The 17286-nt window shown below is 27.0% G+C and carries 14 protein-coding genes, 2 pseudogenes and 2 CRISPR repeat arrays; of the genes and pseudogenes, 9 read left to right on the forward strand and 7 right to left on the reverse strand.

The features are described 5' to 3' along the window. The first annotated feature begins 173 nt into the window (after positions 1-173). Positions 174-1430 (forward strand): competence/damage-inducible protein A, encoded by a 1257-nt coding sequence (locus tag Q3223_RS08065; protein ID WP_407811820.1) that lies wholly within the window; start codon positions 174-176, stop codon positions 1428-1430. Between the two features lie 69 nt (positions 1431-1499). Beyond that, positions 1500-2279 (forward strand): Cof-type HAD-IIB family hydrolase, encoded by a 780-nt coding sequence (locus tag Q3223_RS08070; protein WP_054269891.1) that lies wholly within the window; start codon positions 1500-1502, stop codon positions 2277-2279. A gap of 192 nt (positions 2280-2471) precedes the next feature. Here Q3223_RS08070 and Q3223_RS08075 read toward each other — a convergent pair whose 3' ends face one another. Continuing rightward, positions 2472-3056 (reverse strand): zinc dependent phospholipase C family protein, encoded by a 585-nt coding sequence (locus tag Q3223_RS08075; protein ID WP_054269892.1) that lies wholly within the window; start codon positions 3054-3056, stop codon positions 2472-2474. Between the two features lie 199 nt (positions 3057-3255). Then, positions 3256-4692: a sigma-54 interaction domain-containing protein gene (locus tag Q3223_RS08080; RefSeq protein ID WP_407811821.1), complete on the reverse strand. Its 1437-nt coding sequence runs from the start codon at positions 4690-4692 to the stop codon at positions 3256-3258. A 324-nt stretch (positions 4693-5016) separates the two neighbouring features. On the opposite strand from Q3223_RS08080, the gene Q3223_RS08085 reads away from it, so the two are divergent. Beyond that, the gene (locus Q3223_RS08085; protein WP_407811822.1) at positions 5017-5961 is read left to right on the forward strand and encodes a DMT family transporter; all 945 of its coding nucleotides are present in this window, start codon (positions 5017-5019) and stop codon (positions 5959-5961) included. Positions 5962-6203: 242 nt separating this feature from the next. On the opposite strand, the gene Q3223_RS08090 is transcribed toward Q3223_RS08085, so the two are convergent. Together Q3223_RS08090 and Q3223_RS08095 are read right to left on the reverse strand one after the other, a co-directional pair. Continuing rightward, positions 6204-7139 carry a TIGR01212 family radical SAM protein gene (locus Q3223_RS08090; RefSeq protein WP_054269895.1) on the reverse strand — a complete coding sequence of 312 codons (936 nt, stop codon included), beginning with the start codon at positions 7137-7139 and terminating at the stop codon, positions 6204-6206. 119 nt (positions 7140-7258) lie between these two features. Continuing rightward, entirely contained in the window at positions 7259-7807 is a 549-nt protein-coding gene (locus Q3223_RS08095) for a DUF308 domain-containing protein (protein WP_054269896.1), read from the reverse strand. Positions 7808-7959: 152 nt separating this feature from the next. On the opposite strand from Q3223_RS08095, the gene Q3223_RS08100 reads away from it, so the two are divergent. Together Q3223_RS08100 and Q3223_RS08105 are read left to right on the forward strand one after the other, a co-directional pair. Then, positions 7960-8388, forward strand: a complete 429-nt coding sequence (locus Q3223_RS08100) for a DMT family transporter (RefSeq protein ID WP_003429356.1) — start codon at positions 7960-7962, stop codon at positions 8386-8388. Positions 8389-8470: 82 nt separating this feature from the next. After that, positions 8471-9130 (forward strand): diphthine--ammonia ligase, encoded by a 660-nt coding sequence (locus tag Q3223_RS08105; RefSeq protein WP_407811823.1) that lies wholly within the window; start codon positions 8471-8473, stop codon positions 9128-9130. A gap of 91 nt (positions 9131-9221) precedes the next feature. Here the strand turns inward: Q3223_RS08105 and Q3223_RS08110 are convergent, their stop codons facing one another. The 3 genes and pseudogenes from Q3223_RS08110 to Q3223_RS08120 form a co-directional block, all read right to left on the reverse strand. After that, positions 9222-10577 carry an MATE family efflux transporter gene (locus Q3223_RS08110; RefSeq protein ID WP_407811824.1) on the reverse strand — a complete coding sequence of 452 codons (1356 nt, stop codon included), beginning with the start codon at positions 10575-10577 and terminating at the stop codon, positions 9222-9224. A gap of 252 nt (positions 10578-10829) precedes the next feature. Further along, positions 10830-11570 carry a site-specific integrase gene (locus Q3223_RS08115; protein WP_407811827.1) on the reverse strand — a complete coding sequence of 247 codons (741 nt, stop codon included), beginning with the start codon at positions 11568-11570 and terminating at the stop codon, positions 10830-10832. Between the two features lie 24 nt (positions 11571-11594). After that, a pseudogene (locus Q3223_RS08120) lies at positions 11595-11897 on the reverse strand (Arm DNA-binding domain-containing protein); the annotation flags it as partial. Between the two features lie 378 nt (positions 11898-12275). After that, a CRISPR array of direct repeats spans positions 12276-13091; the repeat unit is 29 nt; unit sequence GTTTTATATTAACTATGTGGTATGTAAAG. Positions 13092-13359: 268 nt separating this feature from the next. On the opposite strand from Q3223_RS08120, the gene Q3223_RS08125 reads away from it, so the two are divergent. From Q3223_RS08125 to Q3223_RS08140, 4 genes and pseudogenes are all read left to right on the forward strand, one after another. Next, a complete protein-coding gene (locus Q3223_RS08125; RefSeq protein WP_004454589.1) occupies positions 13360-13512 on the forward strand; it encodes a type I toxin-antitoxin system toxin in 153 nt (50 codons plus the stop codon). A gap of 243 nt (positions 13513-13755) precedes the next feature. Beyond that, the gene (locus tag Q3223_RS08130; RefSeq protein WP_284181807.1) at positions 13756-14427 is read left to right on the forward strand and encodes a hypothetical protein; all 672 of its coding nucleotides are present in this window, start codon (positions 13756-13758) and stop codon (positions 14425-14427) included. Positions 14428-14565: 138 nt separating this feature from the next. Then, the gene (locus tag Q3223_RS08135) at positions 14566-15411 is read left to right on the forward strand and encodes an SHOCT domain-containing protein (protein WP_407811825.1); all 846 of its coding nucleotides are present in this window, start codon (positions 14566-14568) and stop codon (positions 15409-15411) included. 266 nt (positions 15412-15677) lie between these two features. Continuing rightward, positions 15678-16892: a CRISPR direct-repeat array (repeat unit 29 nt; unit sequence GTTTTATATTAACTATGTGGTATGTAAAG). A 214-nt stretch (positions 16893-17106) separates the two neighbouring features. Continuing rightward, positions 17107-17286: pseudogene (locus tag Q3223_RS08140) on the forward strand (phage portal protein); the annotation flags it as partial.

Here is a 17286-nt window from a genome sequence, read left to right on the forward strand (position 1 = left end):
GAAAGTACCACTATATATGAAGTTTGTATCATGTGTGGTTTTGGAGTAATAATCTAATTTAAAGATATATTTAAATGATTTTTTAACTTTATTTATGTTATTATTTTTGCTAAAATTATTGTTATGAACTTAAGACTAGTCTTAATGGCTATAAAATCAAGGAGTGATAAATTTTGAAAGCTGAAATAATAAGTGTAGGAACAGAAATATTATTAGGTGATATAGTAAATACAAATTCTCAATTTTTGGCTAAAGAACTTGCATCATTGGGAATAGAAGTATACCATCAGAGTACAGTTGGAGACAATAAGCAAAGACTTTTAGAATGTTTTGATGAAAGTTTAAAGAGAAGTGATTTAGTAATTACTACAGGTGGTCTTGGACCAACTGGTGATGATATGACAAAAGAAACTGCAGCAGAATACTTTGGTCAGGAACTAGAATTACATAAACCATCATTAGAAGTTTTGGAATCTTTCTTCGTTAAAACAGGAAGAAAAATGGCTGAAAACAATATGAAACAAGTATACTTTCCAAAAGATGCTATAGTATTAAAAAATAATAATGGTACAGCTCCAGGAGCAATTCTAAAGAAAAATGATAAAAGTATAATAGTATTACCTGGACCACCAAGAGAAATGAAAGCTATGTTTAATGAGAGTGTCAAACCTTACTTACAACAATTCACAAATGAAATGCTAGTATCTAAGACTTTAAGACTATATGGAATAGGGGAGTCAAATCTGGAATTAGAAATTCTCGATATAATCAATGAACAAACCAATCCAACAGTTGCTTTGTATGCAAAGGAGTTAGAAGTTACAATAAGAATAACTGCAAAAGCTAAAAATGAAAAGGATGCTTTTGAATTAATAAAACCAGTGGAAGAAGAAATAAAAAATAGAGTTGGTAAATATATATATACTGAAGGTGATATTTCAGTGTCTGAAGGAGAGACTGCATTAGAAGATGCTGTTGCTAAACTTCTTGTAGAAAAAAACTTAACAATAGCAGTAGCTGAATCTTGTACTGGAGGTTTAGTTTCTTCATCTCTTATAAATTATTCAGGAATATCTTCTGTGTTTCTTGAAGGGTGTGTAACATATTCTAATGAGGCTAAAATGAAAAGATTAGGAGTAAAAAGAGAAACTTTAGAAGAATTTGGAGCAGTAAGCGAGCAAACAGCAATAGAAATGGCTGAGGGCGTTGCTAAAGGGCTAGGAGCTAATATAGGCATATCTACAACTGGAGTAGCTGGACCTGGCGGAGGAACTGAAGAGAAGCCTGTAGGATTAGTTTATACTGCAATATATATAAATGGGAAAACAGTAGTGAAAAAAAATATATTTAATGGAGATAGAAGAAAGATAAGATTAAGAGCTACTAGAGATTTGCTTAATGAATTGAGAATACAATTAGAAAAGCTTTAAATTATTATTATATTGGATATATTTAAAGCATTGGTATAATATAAAATCATTTTTGGAGGCTTTTAATTTATGATAAAACATATATTTTGTGATTTAGATGGAACTCTATACGAAAATGGAACTATAACAGAAGAGGATATATCAGCAATTGAAGAAGTAGAAAAAAAGGGTGTGCAGTTTAATGTTGCTACAGGTAGAATATTTAAACAGGCTCGTAATATTATTAAAGACAATTTAGATATGAATGGATATTATATATGTGAAAATGGCTCATTTATATATGATAAAGATTATAATGTAATTTTTAAAAGAACTATAGACGATAATTTAGTGAGAAAAGTTATTGATAGATTTGAGTCAAGTGATGCACAATTGTACTTTAAGTATAAGGGTGATGTAATCGTGGGTAGTGATACAACTGCTTTTAGACACTATTCTAGTGATTTCATAGTTGACCCTGACTTTGAGAAAAGAAGTAGTTTTGATAACCTTATAGGAAATATAGGGGTATGCTCTGAAAATTTAGAAGAGTTATCTAGAATAGAATTGTATCTAAAAAGTGAGTTCAGTGATGTATTAGAAATATATTTTTCTGGAACTTATACTTTAAATATAGTACCTAAAAGTGTATCAAAAAGAGGAAGTATAGAACATGTAATAAAAACTTTAAATGTAAGTCCAGATGAGGTTGCTACTATTGGAGATTCTCCAAATGATATTTGCATGTTGGAAGGATTTAAATACAGTTTTGCAATGTCCAAAGCGAGGGAAGAAGTAAAACAAAGTGCAAATTATATAGTGGATAGTGTGAAAAATGCTATTGATGTTATAATGGCGATAAATAGTTAGATACAAGATTTATATAGTTAATAAAAATTTAATGGAATATATTTTCCTACAAATATATTAAGTAATTAATTTTAGAGATTTTGTTTACTTAATATAAAAAATGACTGTTCTAAAGAATTATAAAATTATCTTTTATATTCTATAGAGCAGTCATTTTGATTATACTTAATTATAAGTTCAAAAGTTCTTAAATTAACCACAATTTGCTATATGATATGATTTTATTGTATTAGATAAAATAGCATCCAATATATAATTTATAACACTATTACAAGTATAAGCTGAAAACTTTAAATCATTCATATAATCAGTTTTCTTTTTATATTCATTGTAAAGCTTAGTAAAAAATTTTTCAAAACCGTTATTTATACTAGTACCTTTAATTTTAGACAAATCAACATCTTTTGCAAATGCTCCAAGTTCTCTTTCATAAGTAACATGTTTATTTAGACTATGTTTAAATTCCCAACGTTCACTATGAGCTACACAGAAAAAATCGCATAGAAAGTGACATATAACTCCTAGCTCTTGGCTAAGTCTGCTTACTGAGAAATATTTAGAAAGACTATCTATAGTAAGACTACACAAATAGTTTATTTTGGAAACAACCATATTAAATGATTCATCTAAATAATGTTTTTTTAATTTATATTTAGAAAAAGCATCTGGCTTTATATTACCATATATAAAGTTTTTTTCACTTATAAAGAATGTTTTATTTTCATCTATATTATCAAGTATTGATTTTGCCATAATAAAATGAGTATTCATTAACATATTTACACCTCGTATAGTTTGTTAGACTTATTAAATATATTATTATGATATGATATTTATGATAAAAGTTTAATGGTAAATATATGAAACTAAGTCAATCATATTTATTTAAATAATTTCAACCATATTCATAATACCAGTAAATGGCCAAATTTACAATATGTAAATAGTGTTAAGTTTTTGTTTATCAAATTTAAAATTAAGTATTAGTATACTTTCTAATTAACCTACTAGCTTTAGATTGAGAAATTTCAAGGTGTTTGGCTACTTTATAAGAGCTGCCAAATTTTTCATAACTATCCAAAATTATATTTTTTTCATATTCCATAATTAGTGTGTCAAGATTTTTATTCTTACAATTAATGGATGTTAAATCAGATACTATATCTTCGTTAATTTGAGATATATTCAATTTATTTTCATTATTGTCAATAGTTACATTTTTTGTAAGTATATTTGGTAAATCATTTACTGTTATATGATTATTTGTGCAGGTAAGTAAGATTTTTTGAATTATATTTTGTAATTCTCTTATATTACCTGGGAATCTATAGTTTGCAATAATATTTATAGCCTCCTTAGAAATAGTTTTATTTAAATTAAAGTCACTTGAATACCTATTAAAATAATATTTTATAATTTCTACGAGATTATCTTTTCTTTCTCTAAGAGGGGGTAATTTTATTTCTATAACGTTTAATCTATAATATAAATCTTCTCTAAACTTTTTTTCCTTTACTTTTGAAATTAAATCAGCATTTGTAGCAGATATAATCCTTATATCAACTTTTTTGTTTTTTAAACTTCCAACTGGGGTAAAAGTTTTATCTTGTATTAATTGTAAAAATTTTGCTTGTAAATTTTGTGGTATATCTCCTATTTCATCTAGGAAAAGAGTACCTCCATCAGCTAATTCTACAAGTCCAACCTTACCCCTGGTACTTGCACCTGTAAAAGCACCTGAAGTATATCCAAAAAGTTCAGATTCAAGGAGTTGTGGAGATATAGTAGCACAATTTATGGTTATAAATGGACCATTAGCTCTATTGCTATTGTGATGTATATATCTAGCAAGTGAACTTTTTCCTGTTCCTGACTCTCCCAAGAGAAGAACACTTACGTCTGTTTTAGAAACATGATTTACTGTATTTATGATAGGTCTCATAACTAGACCATCCATAATTACAGTATCTTCAATTCTAAGAGCAGTTCTATATAATGTTTCTACTTCAGACTTATATTTTTTTACTTGTTTTCTTGTATCTTCAAGTTTATTCTTTATATTATTAAGTTCAGTTATGTCTCTACAATTCTCAACAGTAAATTCTAAGTTTCCATTTTCATCAAATACAGGGGTAGCAGTTATAATGAGTTTTTTTCCTGTTTGAGTATCTTGTTCTAGTGAAAATTTAGACTTTGTTTTTAATACAACTGGTATGGGGCTTTTTGTTGAATATCCAGATTCTTCTAAAAAAGAAACGTTTTTTCCTAAAATAGCTTCTTTTTTTAGACCGTAATTTTCCTCAAATGCTTTATTACAATATATTATTATTCCTTTATTATCAGAGGCACATATTTCGTCATGAGAAGCCTCCAATATCTTTTGGTAAAATTCCAAATCTAATTCAAAATTCATTTTTCCGTTGTCCTCCTAAAATTTTAATGATATATTAAAATAGGTTTAATTTGTTAAATATAATTAAAATTTAATATTTATATAATATATAAGTTTCAGTCTATTTTAACTTTAAATAAGTTATATATAACTTATTTTACAATTAAAACAAGTCTAAATCAACTTAAAATGTATATGAAACAAATATGAAAAAATTGAAAATTTATCAGTATTATTGAAAATACTAGGTTTTTGGTGTCGATACATATTGGATTAAAGTGGCATAATTTTTGCTTAACAAAAACGATGTGCATTGACTTAAATAAAATTAGAGGGGATTTTAAAATGGGAGAAAAAAGTAAAGGGTATGTATTTATAGCGATAGCAGGAATATTATGGGCTACACTTGGTTTATTTGGAAAGTTTTTAATGGGAAATGGATTGACATCAGAACAGGTAGCATTTACAAGGTTGTTTTTTGGGTTTATAGCTTTGGGAGTATATTCTTCTATAAGAACACCACATATTTTAAAAATAAGTAAAAAGGGAATCATATATTCAATAATAATAGGTATTATATGTCAAGCTATGTTTAACTTATGTTATTTTAAAGCAATTGAAACTGTAGGTGTATCAGTAGCAGCAGTTTTATTATATACTTCACCATTATTTTTAGCAGTATTTTCAAAAATCTGTTATAAAGAGAGCATTACTAGAAGTAAAGTACTTTCACTTATTTTTTGCTTTATGGGTGCAGTTATGGCAGTGACTGGTGGAAGTTTAGATTTTCAAAATTTAAGTGCTTTTGGACTTTTACTTGGTATATTATCAGCAATAGCATATGCACTTATGCCAACTATTAGTAAAAATGCCTTGAAAGAATTCTCAAGTTCGACAATATTAGTATACAGTTTCTTATTTGGAGCTATCTTTATGATTCCATCTGCTAGACCTTGGGAGATATTGTATTATGCTAAAGATTTAAATATTTTATCTTGTATGTTAATGTTAGGTGTTGTGCCAGCTGCACTGGCATATATTTTTTATGCAGCAGGTATATCTAAGGGAGTAGAGTTATCTGTTGCAGGTGTTGTGGCATCAGTAGAGCTAGTTGGTTCTGTAATAATCGGTTGTACTATATTAGGAGAAAATTTTTCTTTATGGAAGTTATTTGGAGTGATGCTGATGCTAATATCAGCAGTAGTAGCACTTAATCTTTCTTATGATGGAATAAAAATGTTTTGTAAATCCAACAAGTTAAAGCAGATTGAAAAAACAGAAAGTATTTAGAATTAGAGGTTTAAAGGTATTGAGATTTAAAAACATTGAAATTAATAATGTTACATAAAATTATAGGTAATTGTAGTTAATTTAGAAATATAAATTAAATTTTTTATTATATACTATAAAATATACAAATTAATATCTTGTTTTATAAATACTAAATAACTATAGAGAGAATCATGTTTACATAACTCTTTCTATAGTTATTATTATTTTGATACTGTTTTATGTGCAATACATATACATAATTAAAAAAACTTGCAACCTTGATAAGAATTTCGAGCTTTCAAGGTATCATCAATTTGATTTAAAATTTCCCATTTCTTTAGACTCCATAAAGGGCCAACTAGTTCATCTCTTTTGCCATCACCAGTAAGTCTATGGATTATCATAGTTTCGGGAAGTATTTCTAATTGGTCACATACTAGATTTATATATTCATCTTGTTCCATAAGAGTTAGCATGCCATTTTGTAGCATTTTTTCCATAGGAGTGTCTTTTATAACATGTAATAGATGGATTTTTATGCCATCTACACCCATTTTACCAACAGCTTTTGCAGTTTCCATCATCATATTATAATCTTCGCCAGGAAGACCATTTATAATGTGTACAACAACCTTTATATTTTTAGCCTTTAGTTTTTCAACACCTTCTACAAACGATTTATAATCATGACCTCTATTTATAATTTTAGATGTGGAATCATGAATCGTTTGAAGGCCAAGCTCAACCCATAAGTTAGTTCTTTTATTTAGTTCAGATAAGTATTCTACAACATCATCTGGCAAACAGTCAGGTCTTGTTGATATTGAAAGACCTATGACATCATCTAGTTCTAATATGGTTTCATACTTTTCTTTTAAAATTTCAAGAGGAGCATACGTATTTGTATAGGCTTGAAAGTAACCAATATATTTTGCATGAGGCCATTTTTTTAACATCATTTCTCTTATATTATAAAATTGACTAATAAGATTATCTTTAGGGTTACCAGCAAAGTCACCAGAACCTTCCTTGCTACAATAGGTACATCCACCATAGCCAATACTTCCATCAATGTTTGGGCAAGTAAATCCTGCATTTATTGATACCTTAAAAACTTTTTCACCAAAAGTATTTCTAAGATAATAATTCCAAGTATGATACCTTTTATTATCAAAAGCATATTTAAATTTATCCAAAGTAATCACCTATTTCTAATAAAATTGTACACTGGACTTGTACAAAAAACATATTACCATAAATATATAACTTAAACAAATTCTATTTTAAATTATATGAAAATAATGCAAGAAAATATTTAATATTTTCTTGCATTATTTCCAGAAAAGAATAGAATTAGTCCAAATAATATTATGAAAAAGGACATTATTGATACTATAAATCTAGATAGAAAAAGTGGAGACAGTATAAGACATATGCCAAATAGAGTCTTAATTATATTCCAAGTTGTAAATTTAGAATATGGATTGTTTTTACTATTTACAAGTGCTACTAATTGATTAAATATTAAATAAAATCCTAAAAATAATGAAAATATACTTTGTATTTTTTGCGGAAATATAAAAAGTAATATACATGCAATTATTAGAATCCATTGAACATTAGTAGATGGCTTAATTTCTTCTTTAGTAGCATATCTTTTTAATTCATTGATATTTTTTAGATTTAAATATGCAAAGAATAAAAGAGCAATACCAAAAGTCCAAGAAATTAGTTTTATCCCTAATGTCTTAAATGTAAGGCATAATACTCCTAATACGATGAGTAATACTCCCATTAACATAAACTTAGTAGCATTTTCTTTTTTATTAAAGTTATTAAAATCGATATTAAAATTTGTGTACATAAAATCACCTCCAAAATCAATAGAACAATTATAACAGAAATTTATATTCAAATAAAGTCACCAAGTATAAAAATTAAACTGTACTTAGTAATTAATTGATAGGTTGTATCATAAACTTTTATTAATAGAATTATATAGGAGGAGGTTTGTCCATGACAAAATTATGGGCAATAATATTTGCATTATTAGCAGGTGGGTCTACTGCTCTTGAAGCCTTTATAAATGGAGAACTAGGTAAAAGTACAACAGCGTTAGTTGCAACATTTATAAGCTTAACTGTGGGGGCAATATTTTTTTTGGCAAGTATAATAGTTACAGGTGATTTAAAGTGTTTGGTGTCTATAAATGGTTTTAACTATAAGTTATTACTAGGGGGAGTATTTGGTGGGCTAATAATATATTTTACAGTAAAAGCAATTCCAAATTTAGGCGTATCAAATACACTTATATTAACTCTTGTATCTCAAGTTCTAGTTGGTTTTTTTATTGATAGCGTGATTTTAGGACAAGAAACAATGCATTTATACAAGTACATAGGTGTTATACTTTTAATATTGGGAACATTTTTTATAGTAAATTAGTAATTTAAAGTACTATATAATTTGCTATACAACTCAGATATTTGGTATAATTATGGTAACAAAACAAAGTTAGATGAAAGAGGTGTTAGAATTGGCTGATGAAAAATTTGTAATGTCATTTAGTGGTGGTAAAGATAGTATATTAGCATTAAATCGAATGTTGAAAAAAGGATATAAGCCTGTAGCACTCTTGACAACTATAAGTGAAGAACATGGGAAATCATGGACACATAATTTAGAATATAATATGCTTAAACAGGTAAGTAGCAATATAGGATTACCTTTATTAGTTGCTGAGTGTGGAGTAGAAGGATATGAAGAGAGTTTTGAGAGAGCTTTAATAAAAGCTAAAAATATGGGAGCAACAATATGTGCATATGGAGATATAGACATAGAAAGTCATAGAAAATGGGATTCTGATAGATGTGATGCAGTTGGTATGAAAGTAAGTTTACCATTGTGGCAAGAGAGTAGAGAAAATTTAGTATATGAATTTATAGAAAGTGGATTTTGCAGTGTTGTAACAAAAGTAAACTTAAAGTATCTAGGAGAGGAATTCTTAGGAGAAAAATTGACTAGAGAGCTTGTGAAAAAGATAAAAGATGCAGGTGCTGATCCATGTGGAGAACATGGTGAATACCATACATTTGTAGTGGATGGTCCAATATTCAAAAAGCCTGTAGAGTATGAAGTGAAAGGAACTTCAACAAAAGATGGTTATGGATATTTAGAAATAAAATAATTACATAAATAAAATACCTATTATATAATCCTAGTTTTTGCAAGATTGTATAATAGGTATTTTTTATTTTATATATTTTACATAATATTCTTTAAGCAACCTTATTTAGATTAGAGTCTAATGTAGAATAATTCTTTTTTAGGAAAACTATTGATAAAATAAGGCATATAAATTCTGAAACAATAGTAGTCATCCATATTCCTTGACCGCCAAATATTAGTATCATTGAAATTAGACTTAGAACAACTATTACAAGTCCTCTACCAAGGGATATAACAGTAGAAATTGATGGTTTTTCTACTGAAACAAAGAATCCAGAAATTATTACGTTAATTCCTACAAGTAAGAAAGATATAGAGAATATTTTAAATACACGAATTCCTTCATTGAATAGTACGGTTTCCTCTGGGTGTATGAATAAAGAAACTATTGGTCCTGAAAAAGCCATACAAGTTGCAAATACAGCAATTGATGCTATTATTGTGGCTTTTATCCCCATCTTTAATAATTTTTTTACGTTATCTATATTCCCTGCACCGTAATAAAAACTAGTAAGAGGTTGCATACCCTGAGTTATACCCATCATAGTCATAAGTACCAATGTATTTATATAATTTATAACACTGTAATAGATAAGAGCACTTTCACCAATATATTTAGTAAGACTCAAGTTAAAAAGTAAGACAACTATACCACAACTTAATTCAGTAGTCGAATCTGGGAAGCCTATAAATATAATTTTTCTAAGTGTTTTGAAATCGACTTTAAATTTTGAAAAATTCAAAGTTGAGTTTTTTCTTAAAAAATGTATCAAGAAAAAAACAGTAGAAAAGACTTGAGATAGACCTGTTGCGATGCCAGCACCTTTTACACCCCATCCAAATTCAATTACAAATAAGTAATCAAGTACGATGTTTGTAAGAGCAGATATTATTACACCAACAGTAGCTAATATTGGGAATCCATCAGTTTTTATTATAACTTCTAGAGAGTAAGATACTATAAAGAAGCCATTAAAAAATATTATTATTCCTAGATAATCTTTAACCATACCAATTGTAGATTCTGTGGCTCCTAAAAATAATGCTAATCTGTCTAAATTAAAAAAAGTTATAGCTAAAATAATTATAGATAATATAATTATTGATACTAAGTTGAATGAAAAGACTTCATTTGCAGACTTAATATCTTTCTTGCCAAGATAAATTGCAATTATAGTAGATGCACCAGTTGAAAATAACAGAGAAACTGCAAATATAAAATTAATAAATGGCATTGATATGTTTACAGCGGCTAAAGCTAATTCACCAACTCCTTTACTTACAAATATTCCATCAACCATTGTATATAATGAGAAAACCCACATTGCAACTACAGATGGTGCTAGGTATTTAAAAAACCTCTTACCTAGGCTCATATTTTCGTTTATAGATATTTTAGTATCCATTTATTACCACTCCTTGTAAATCTATTATAAAAATATTAAACTATTAATTAATAATTTTATTTCTAGTATAAATGATAAACTATGGTATAGTACTAATGTCAACAGCAAATAGTAAATAATTATAGATTTTATTAAATGATAGTGATTTTAAGCGTTTTATAAGTATATTCTATTATATATATTACTGACATTTAACTGACAAATAGGAACAAAAGTACTTTAACTGACATTTAACTGACATAAAACTGACCATTATTTGAATAGTATTTTGCTTATATTTTCAGATGCTTCTTTTTCCATTTCATCTAATAGGTGAGAATATCTATTCATAGTTATTTTTATATCTGCATGTCCTAATCTTTCAGAAATAGCTTTTATGTTAGTACCTGAGAGTAACATTAAAGTTGCATTTGTATGTCTTAATTCATGTACTTTTATATCTCTAAGATTATTATCTATTAATAGTTTTTTAAAAGGAGCAACAAAAGTTGGTTGAACCCATGGGTTGAATCTTTTATTTAAGCATATCAAATCGAATTCATTTTTCAATATACCTTGTAATTTTAACTTATTTTGTTTTAATTTTTCCTCTTTAAGTAAACTTATAAGTTCATCAGGAGCAAATAATTTTCTTTTTGATTTAGGGGTTTTAGGGTCTTTGAAGATTATTTTATTGTCTACATAAACTAATGTTTGATTTATATGTATGATTTTTTTATCAAGGTCTACATCTGACCATCTAAGTGATACAGCTTCACCAAAACGTAATCCAAGAGTTAGCATCAAAAAAATCGGTATCCCTATAGGAGTGTTTTTTGATTTTTCTAATAATAATTGAGCTTCCTGTTTTGTATAAAAATTAGAAGTTGAATTATTTTTTTTGCTTGGAGTTGTAACAAAATCACAAATATTTTCTGATATTTCTTTTAATCTATAAGATTCTTTCAATACCGATTTTATAAAACCGACTTGGTTTTTTGCTGAATTTAACATGTGTTCATTATATATGCTATTTATATAAGACTGTAAAATAGAAGGAGTTATATCTATTAATTTCATATCTTTAAAGAAAACGTCAATTTGATTTTTAATCATGTTTTTTCTATTTCTAATAGTATTAGGAGAAAAACTACATTCTCTATCTTTTATATATTTGTAACATCTTTCTACAAGTGTTGCATCACTTGGAGCAACAAACCTATTATTGTTTATAGTCGATTTTATTTCAATTAAATGTTTTTCAGCATCCTTTTTCTTTTCATAACTTCCATAACTTTTTTGTTTCTTTTTCCCAGTTTCTTCTTCCACATACTCCACATATACATGAAATTTTTAATTTCTTTTTCTTATGAAGGCTGATTTAATATTCATAAGAGCACCACCCTTTGAGTTAATTTGAATTAATTACTTAATTATATTTTATAACAAGTGAAAAAATTTTTCAGAGTTTATTAAAAAATATTTATTTTTATTAAATTATAAATTGTTACAAATATTCAAAAATAATCTATTTATGATATAATAAAAATATAAGAGTTTTGCAGCGTGCGATTTTTCTGTTTAAGTATGCTTTAACAGTTGAAATATAAGGCATCGAGAAGGTTTGATAAGTGTTATCAATTGCACTACTAGCCGCTCACTGCAAATTTAAGAGAGTTGTATATGTGTAAGTATTGAAAATGCTAAGTTTATTTTGGGGTTTTATATTAACTATGTGGTATGTAAAGTTATTTTTATCTTTTAAAGCTTGTATTCCTTCTGATTGTTTTATATTAACTATGTGGTATGTAAAGAGATAAACAAAAAAGAGATAGAACTATTAAGTTCTATCGTTTTATATTAACTATGTGGTATGTAAAGATACGATATTCAGAAGACTCACTCTGAACAACACGAGTTTTATATTAACTATGTGGTATGTAAAGGAAATATTAAAAAGTATGGTTGATTGGTTTGCAGGAGTTTTATATTAACTATGTGGTATGTAAAGCCTTTTTACAAAGTACACCAATTAGGAAATATTTTAGTTTTATATTAACTATGTGGTATGTAAAGTATTGTGGCAGAATATTAACTTAATATTAGTTTCGAGTTTTATATTAACTATGTGGTATGTAAAGCCTATACCTCTTAGAAAACTAGATAAAGTTTTCGCGGTTTTATATTAACTATGTGGTATGTAAAGTTAATAACATAAACATGCAATTCAGTTTTTGTTTCACGTTTTATATTAACTATGTGGTATGTAAAGCTTTTTCGATAATGAACACCTTCAACAAGATTGTCTTGTTTTATATTAACTATGTGGTATGTAAAGAGATGCAGGTATGAGCAGACAATTAGCAGATTGGATAGTTTTATATTAACTATGTGGTATGTAAAGTCAACAAATTAATTTGAAAAACAATTAATTGTTTCAGGTTTTATATTAACTATGTGGTATGTAAAGCATCCCTATTGCACCCTCTTGAAACAAATCATCTTCGTTTTATATTAACTATGTGGTATGTAAAGAAATGTTTTAATAAATCACTTAGATAAAAAGATGCAGTTTTATATTAACTATATGGGCTTAAAATTAAAAATACTAAAAACACTTACTTAAATAGTAGGTGTTTTTTTATTGAAAGGATGTGATTATAATGAAAAAAGTAATATATGGGAAAAATATGTAAATATATATGTTATAATATTTTTAGTAAGAAGATGTAATCTACAATTTATAGAGTGGAGTTCATACAAAAGATTATCCTCCCAACATTGATAGGGGAGGTGAGTATGTATGGATAATTTTTTATTTAATGTGTTAGCTAGTGTAACAGCTAGTTACATAGTTTACTTGATTAGCAAGTTAATCAAAAAAGTAAAAAGCCACTCTACCGCAAAGAGTGACTTAAAGATTGATATAAATTTTAAATATCATCGTAAAAAATAACTTTCAGTTATAGAACTTCACTCTACCGCAAATAGATTGTAGTTCTTCTTGCTTTTATTATACCACAATAAAAAAATTTTAACATTAATTATTATAAACAATGATAATGAATCTAAATTAATGAATAAATCTAATTGTAAAAACTGTAAATAAGAAAGCACTTACTTAAATGGTAGGTGCTTTTGTTTTACCAAATTATGCTATAATATTGAGTGAGATGAGTAATTTGTGGGGGATTTTATTATGTCAGCGATAATAGTAGCAATAATATTAATGTTATTAGGTATAAGTATATTTATATATTTTATGCCAGTGAGTATAATGTTACTGGCTTTACTTGTACTTCTTTATTTCATTGGAGAAAAACAAAAATTTATGGGAATTTTATCTTGTATTTTTCTTATTTTCACAATATATCTATGGTCAGTTTGGGATGATATAATCTCATATACAGAAGAAAAACTAGTTATTAGAAAAGAGCAAAGAATGCAGGAAGAAGAGACTAAAAAAGAAGAATGGCAAAGAGCAAATGAAGAAGATGATGCGAGAAGGAAAAAGGAAAAAGAAGAAAAATATGGTATAGAAATAAGTGCAGAAGATTTAGAAAATAAATTAGAACCATTAATACCTCAAGAATATAGAGGTGCTAATTACAAGTTAGAGGTATACTCTATTAGAGATATGTATACTACATTTAATATAAGTGTACAAAATGAAATATTTAAAGATGAAAAGGAGTGCAAAAAATTTATAAGAAAAATAGCAACAGAATTGAAGGACTACGAAATTTTTGAGCCATCATTTGCTTTTTATTCAGACAAAACCGATGACTTGTGTCATTATATAAGTTTTTATAATGAATTTAGAGATATACAAACAGGGAAAGAATCTGTATTTAATTTAGAAATTGATTAGGATTAACTATAATATTATATGTACTACTAGAAATTAAAATATTAGGGCAGAAAGCACTTACAAACATGTAGGTGCTTTTATTTTACCAAATTATGCTATAATATTGTTTTAGATGAGTAATTTGTGGGGGATTTTATTATGGCAATGATAATAGTAGCAATAATATTAATGTTATTAGGAATAGTTATTTTTATAGGGTTTATTCCAGGAAGTTTAGTACTTTTGGCATCATTAATAATTATTTATTTTGTTAAAAAAAAACAAAGAGTTATGTGTATTATATCTTATATGTTTCTTATTTTTACAATATATTTATATGCAGTTTGGGAAGATATAAGCCCATATACAGAAGAGAAGATGGCTATTAGAGAAGAGCAAAGAGTGAAAGAGGAAAAAGCTAAAGAAGAAGAATGGCAAAGAGCAAATAGAGAAGAGGATGAAAGAAGGAAAAAAGAAAAAGAAGAAAAATATGGTATAGAAATAAGTGAAGAAGATTTGAAAGCCAAGTTAGAACCATTAATACCTCAAGAATATAAAGGTTCTCGTTATGAGTTAGAAGTCAGTAAAGGTAGAGGGAGGATGCTTGTTGATTTAAGTTTGCAAAACGAAAAATTTAAAGATTTAGGTGAGTGTAAAAAATTTATCAAAAAAATAGTTAATGAGGTGAAAAAATTTAAAATAGATACAGTCTATTTTGATTTTTATTCAAAAGATGATGGTGGTATATTGAATCATTTTAAGATTCAAGATTTTAGCAAAATTCGAAATAATGTAGATGAAGTTGAAAATATATATTTTCGAGAAGAAGAGGTTGAAACTAAAGAAGAAGAAAAGCTACGACAAGAAAAAAACAATGATAATAATTATATTCGAAACAGTGGAATTGACCCACTAGATAGAATAAAGAAACTAAAAGAGTTGCTAGACTCAGGTGCAATTACACAAGAAGAATATAATAAAAAGAAAAAGGCATTATTAGAATAGATAATATAGTAAGCACTTACAAATATGTAGGTGCTCTTAAATTGATAGATTATTCCATTTTAATTTTATAGTTTGAATTTTATGATATAATAAAAATATATAAATTTTGCAGTGAGCGATATTTGTGATAAAGTAGGCTTTAACAGTTGCAATGTAAGGTGTTGAGGGAATGTGATAAGCGTTATCAACTGCACTACTCATGGTTCACTGCAAATTTGAGAAAGTTATATATGTGTAAGTATTGTAAATGCTAAGTTTATTTTGGGGTTTTATATTAACTATGTGGTATGTAAAGGTCATTGGTGTTTGTTTTTCTAATATTCGTTTTAACGCGTTTTATATTAACTATGTGGTATGTAAAGTGGTCTCTTGATACTCTAGGGATGTTTATACCTATCTTGTTTTATATTAACTATGTGGTATGTAAAGTTTCCATTTACGATATAGTTTTCTAAACTAACAATTGTTTTATATTAACTATGTGGTATGTAAAGCATAGAATGTGAACCATTGCTATTTTTTATTTGCAGGTTTTATATTAACTATGTGGTATGTAAAGATATCTAAAGGTGGAAATTATACAAGAGATAATATTATACCAGGTTTTATATTAACTATGTGGTATGTAAAGAAATCTGCACCTGCTAGAATGTATTGAGGAAGCTTAGTTTTATATTAACTATGTGGTATGTAAAGTCAAGAATGGACTGATATAGTCTGTATTGAGTGTGAGTGTTTTATATTAACTATGTGGTATGTAAAGTCATATGAAACAATATCACCCTCATAAATTTCTTTTGTTTTATATTAACTATGTGGTATGTAAAGATTTATTATTATTTTCATGAGGTCTTACCCCAGTAAAGTTTTATATTAACTATGTGGTATGTAAAGTTTTGAATACTTCTAATATAGACTTATAGTTATCAGGTTTTATATTAACTATGTGGTATGTAAAGCCTTTTGTATTGAAAAATACAATTAATTTTGTATTAGTTTTATATTAACTATGTGGTATGTAAAGCGGCACAAGCAACAACACAATTAAATAGTCTACTTGGTTTTATATTAACTATGTGGTATGTAAAGTCAGCATTAAGTAAAACTTTTCATAACTTTATTAAAGTTTTATATTAACTATGTGGTATGTAAAGAAGTATAAATTTATATATGGTAATCTATTGCCACTTTGTTTTATATTAACTATGTGGTATGTAAAGGTAGCTAATGAAAGGTCTTTCATAGATACGCCCAAAGTTTTATATTAACTATGTGGTATGTAAAGCAAGTCAATAGTTCTTGACATCTTATCACTAACAGCGTTTTATAATGACTATGTAGTGTGTAAACACTCTTATCGGATAACAATATACCAATTCCTTGACCGTTTTATAATGACTATGTAGTGTGTAAACACGAGCTAAATAATCTACTTATAAACTTTATAAGAAAGTTTTATAATGACTATGTAGTGTGTAAACTTGCCTATTCCTCCAAGCATTATCATCAAATTTCCTAGTTTTATAATGACTATGTACATCTGAAAAAATCTTATAGTAATTAAAAATAAATGCTTATAAATAACACTTACTTAAAAAGTAGGTGTTTTTTTATACAAAAAATCAAAGAAGGTGAATATATGGTAAGAAAACTACGGTGTAATGTTAAAAAATACTTTAGAAAGGAAGTGGTAACTTGGTAATAGACATATACCTAAAAAATGAAAAAGAAAAAATAGATTTCCATTTTCCAGTTAACCCACAAGACTCTTTATCTATAAAAAAAGAAAAAAGATTTGAAACTGTTGATATAGTGAATTTAGGTGAATTTGACATTAAAAAAGAAGGGGAGAAGATAAGAGAAATATCATTCAAA

This window comes from Clostridioides sp. GD02367, from assembly GCF_045900275.1.
Lineage (GTDB): Bacteria > Bacillota > Clostridia > Peptostreptococcales > Peptostreptococcaceae > Clostridioides > Clostridioides difficile_A.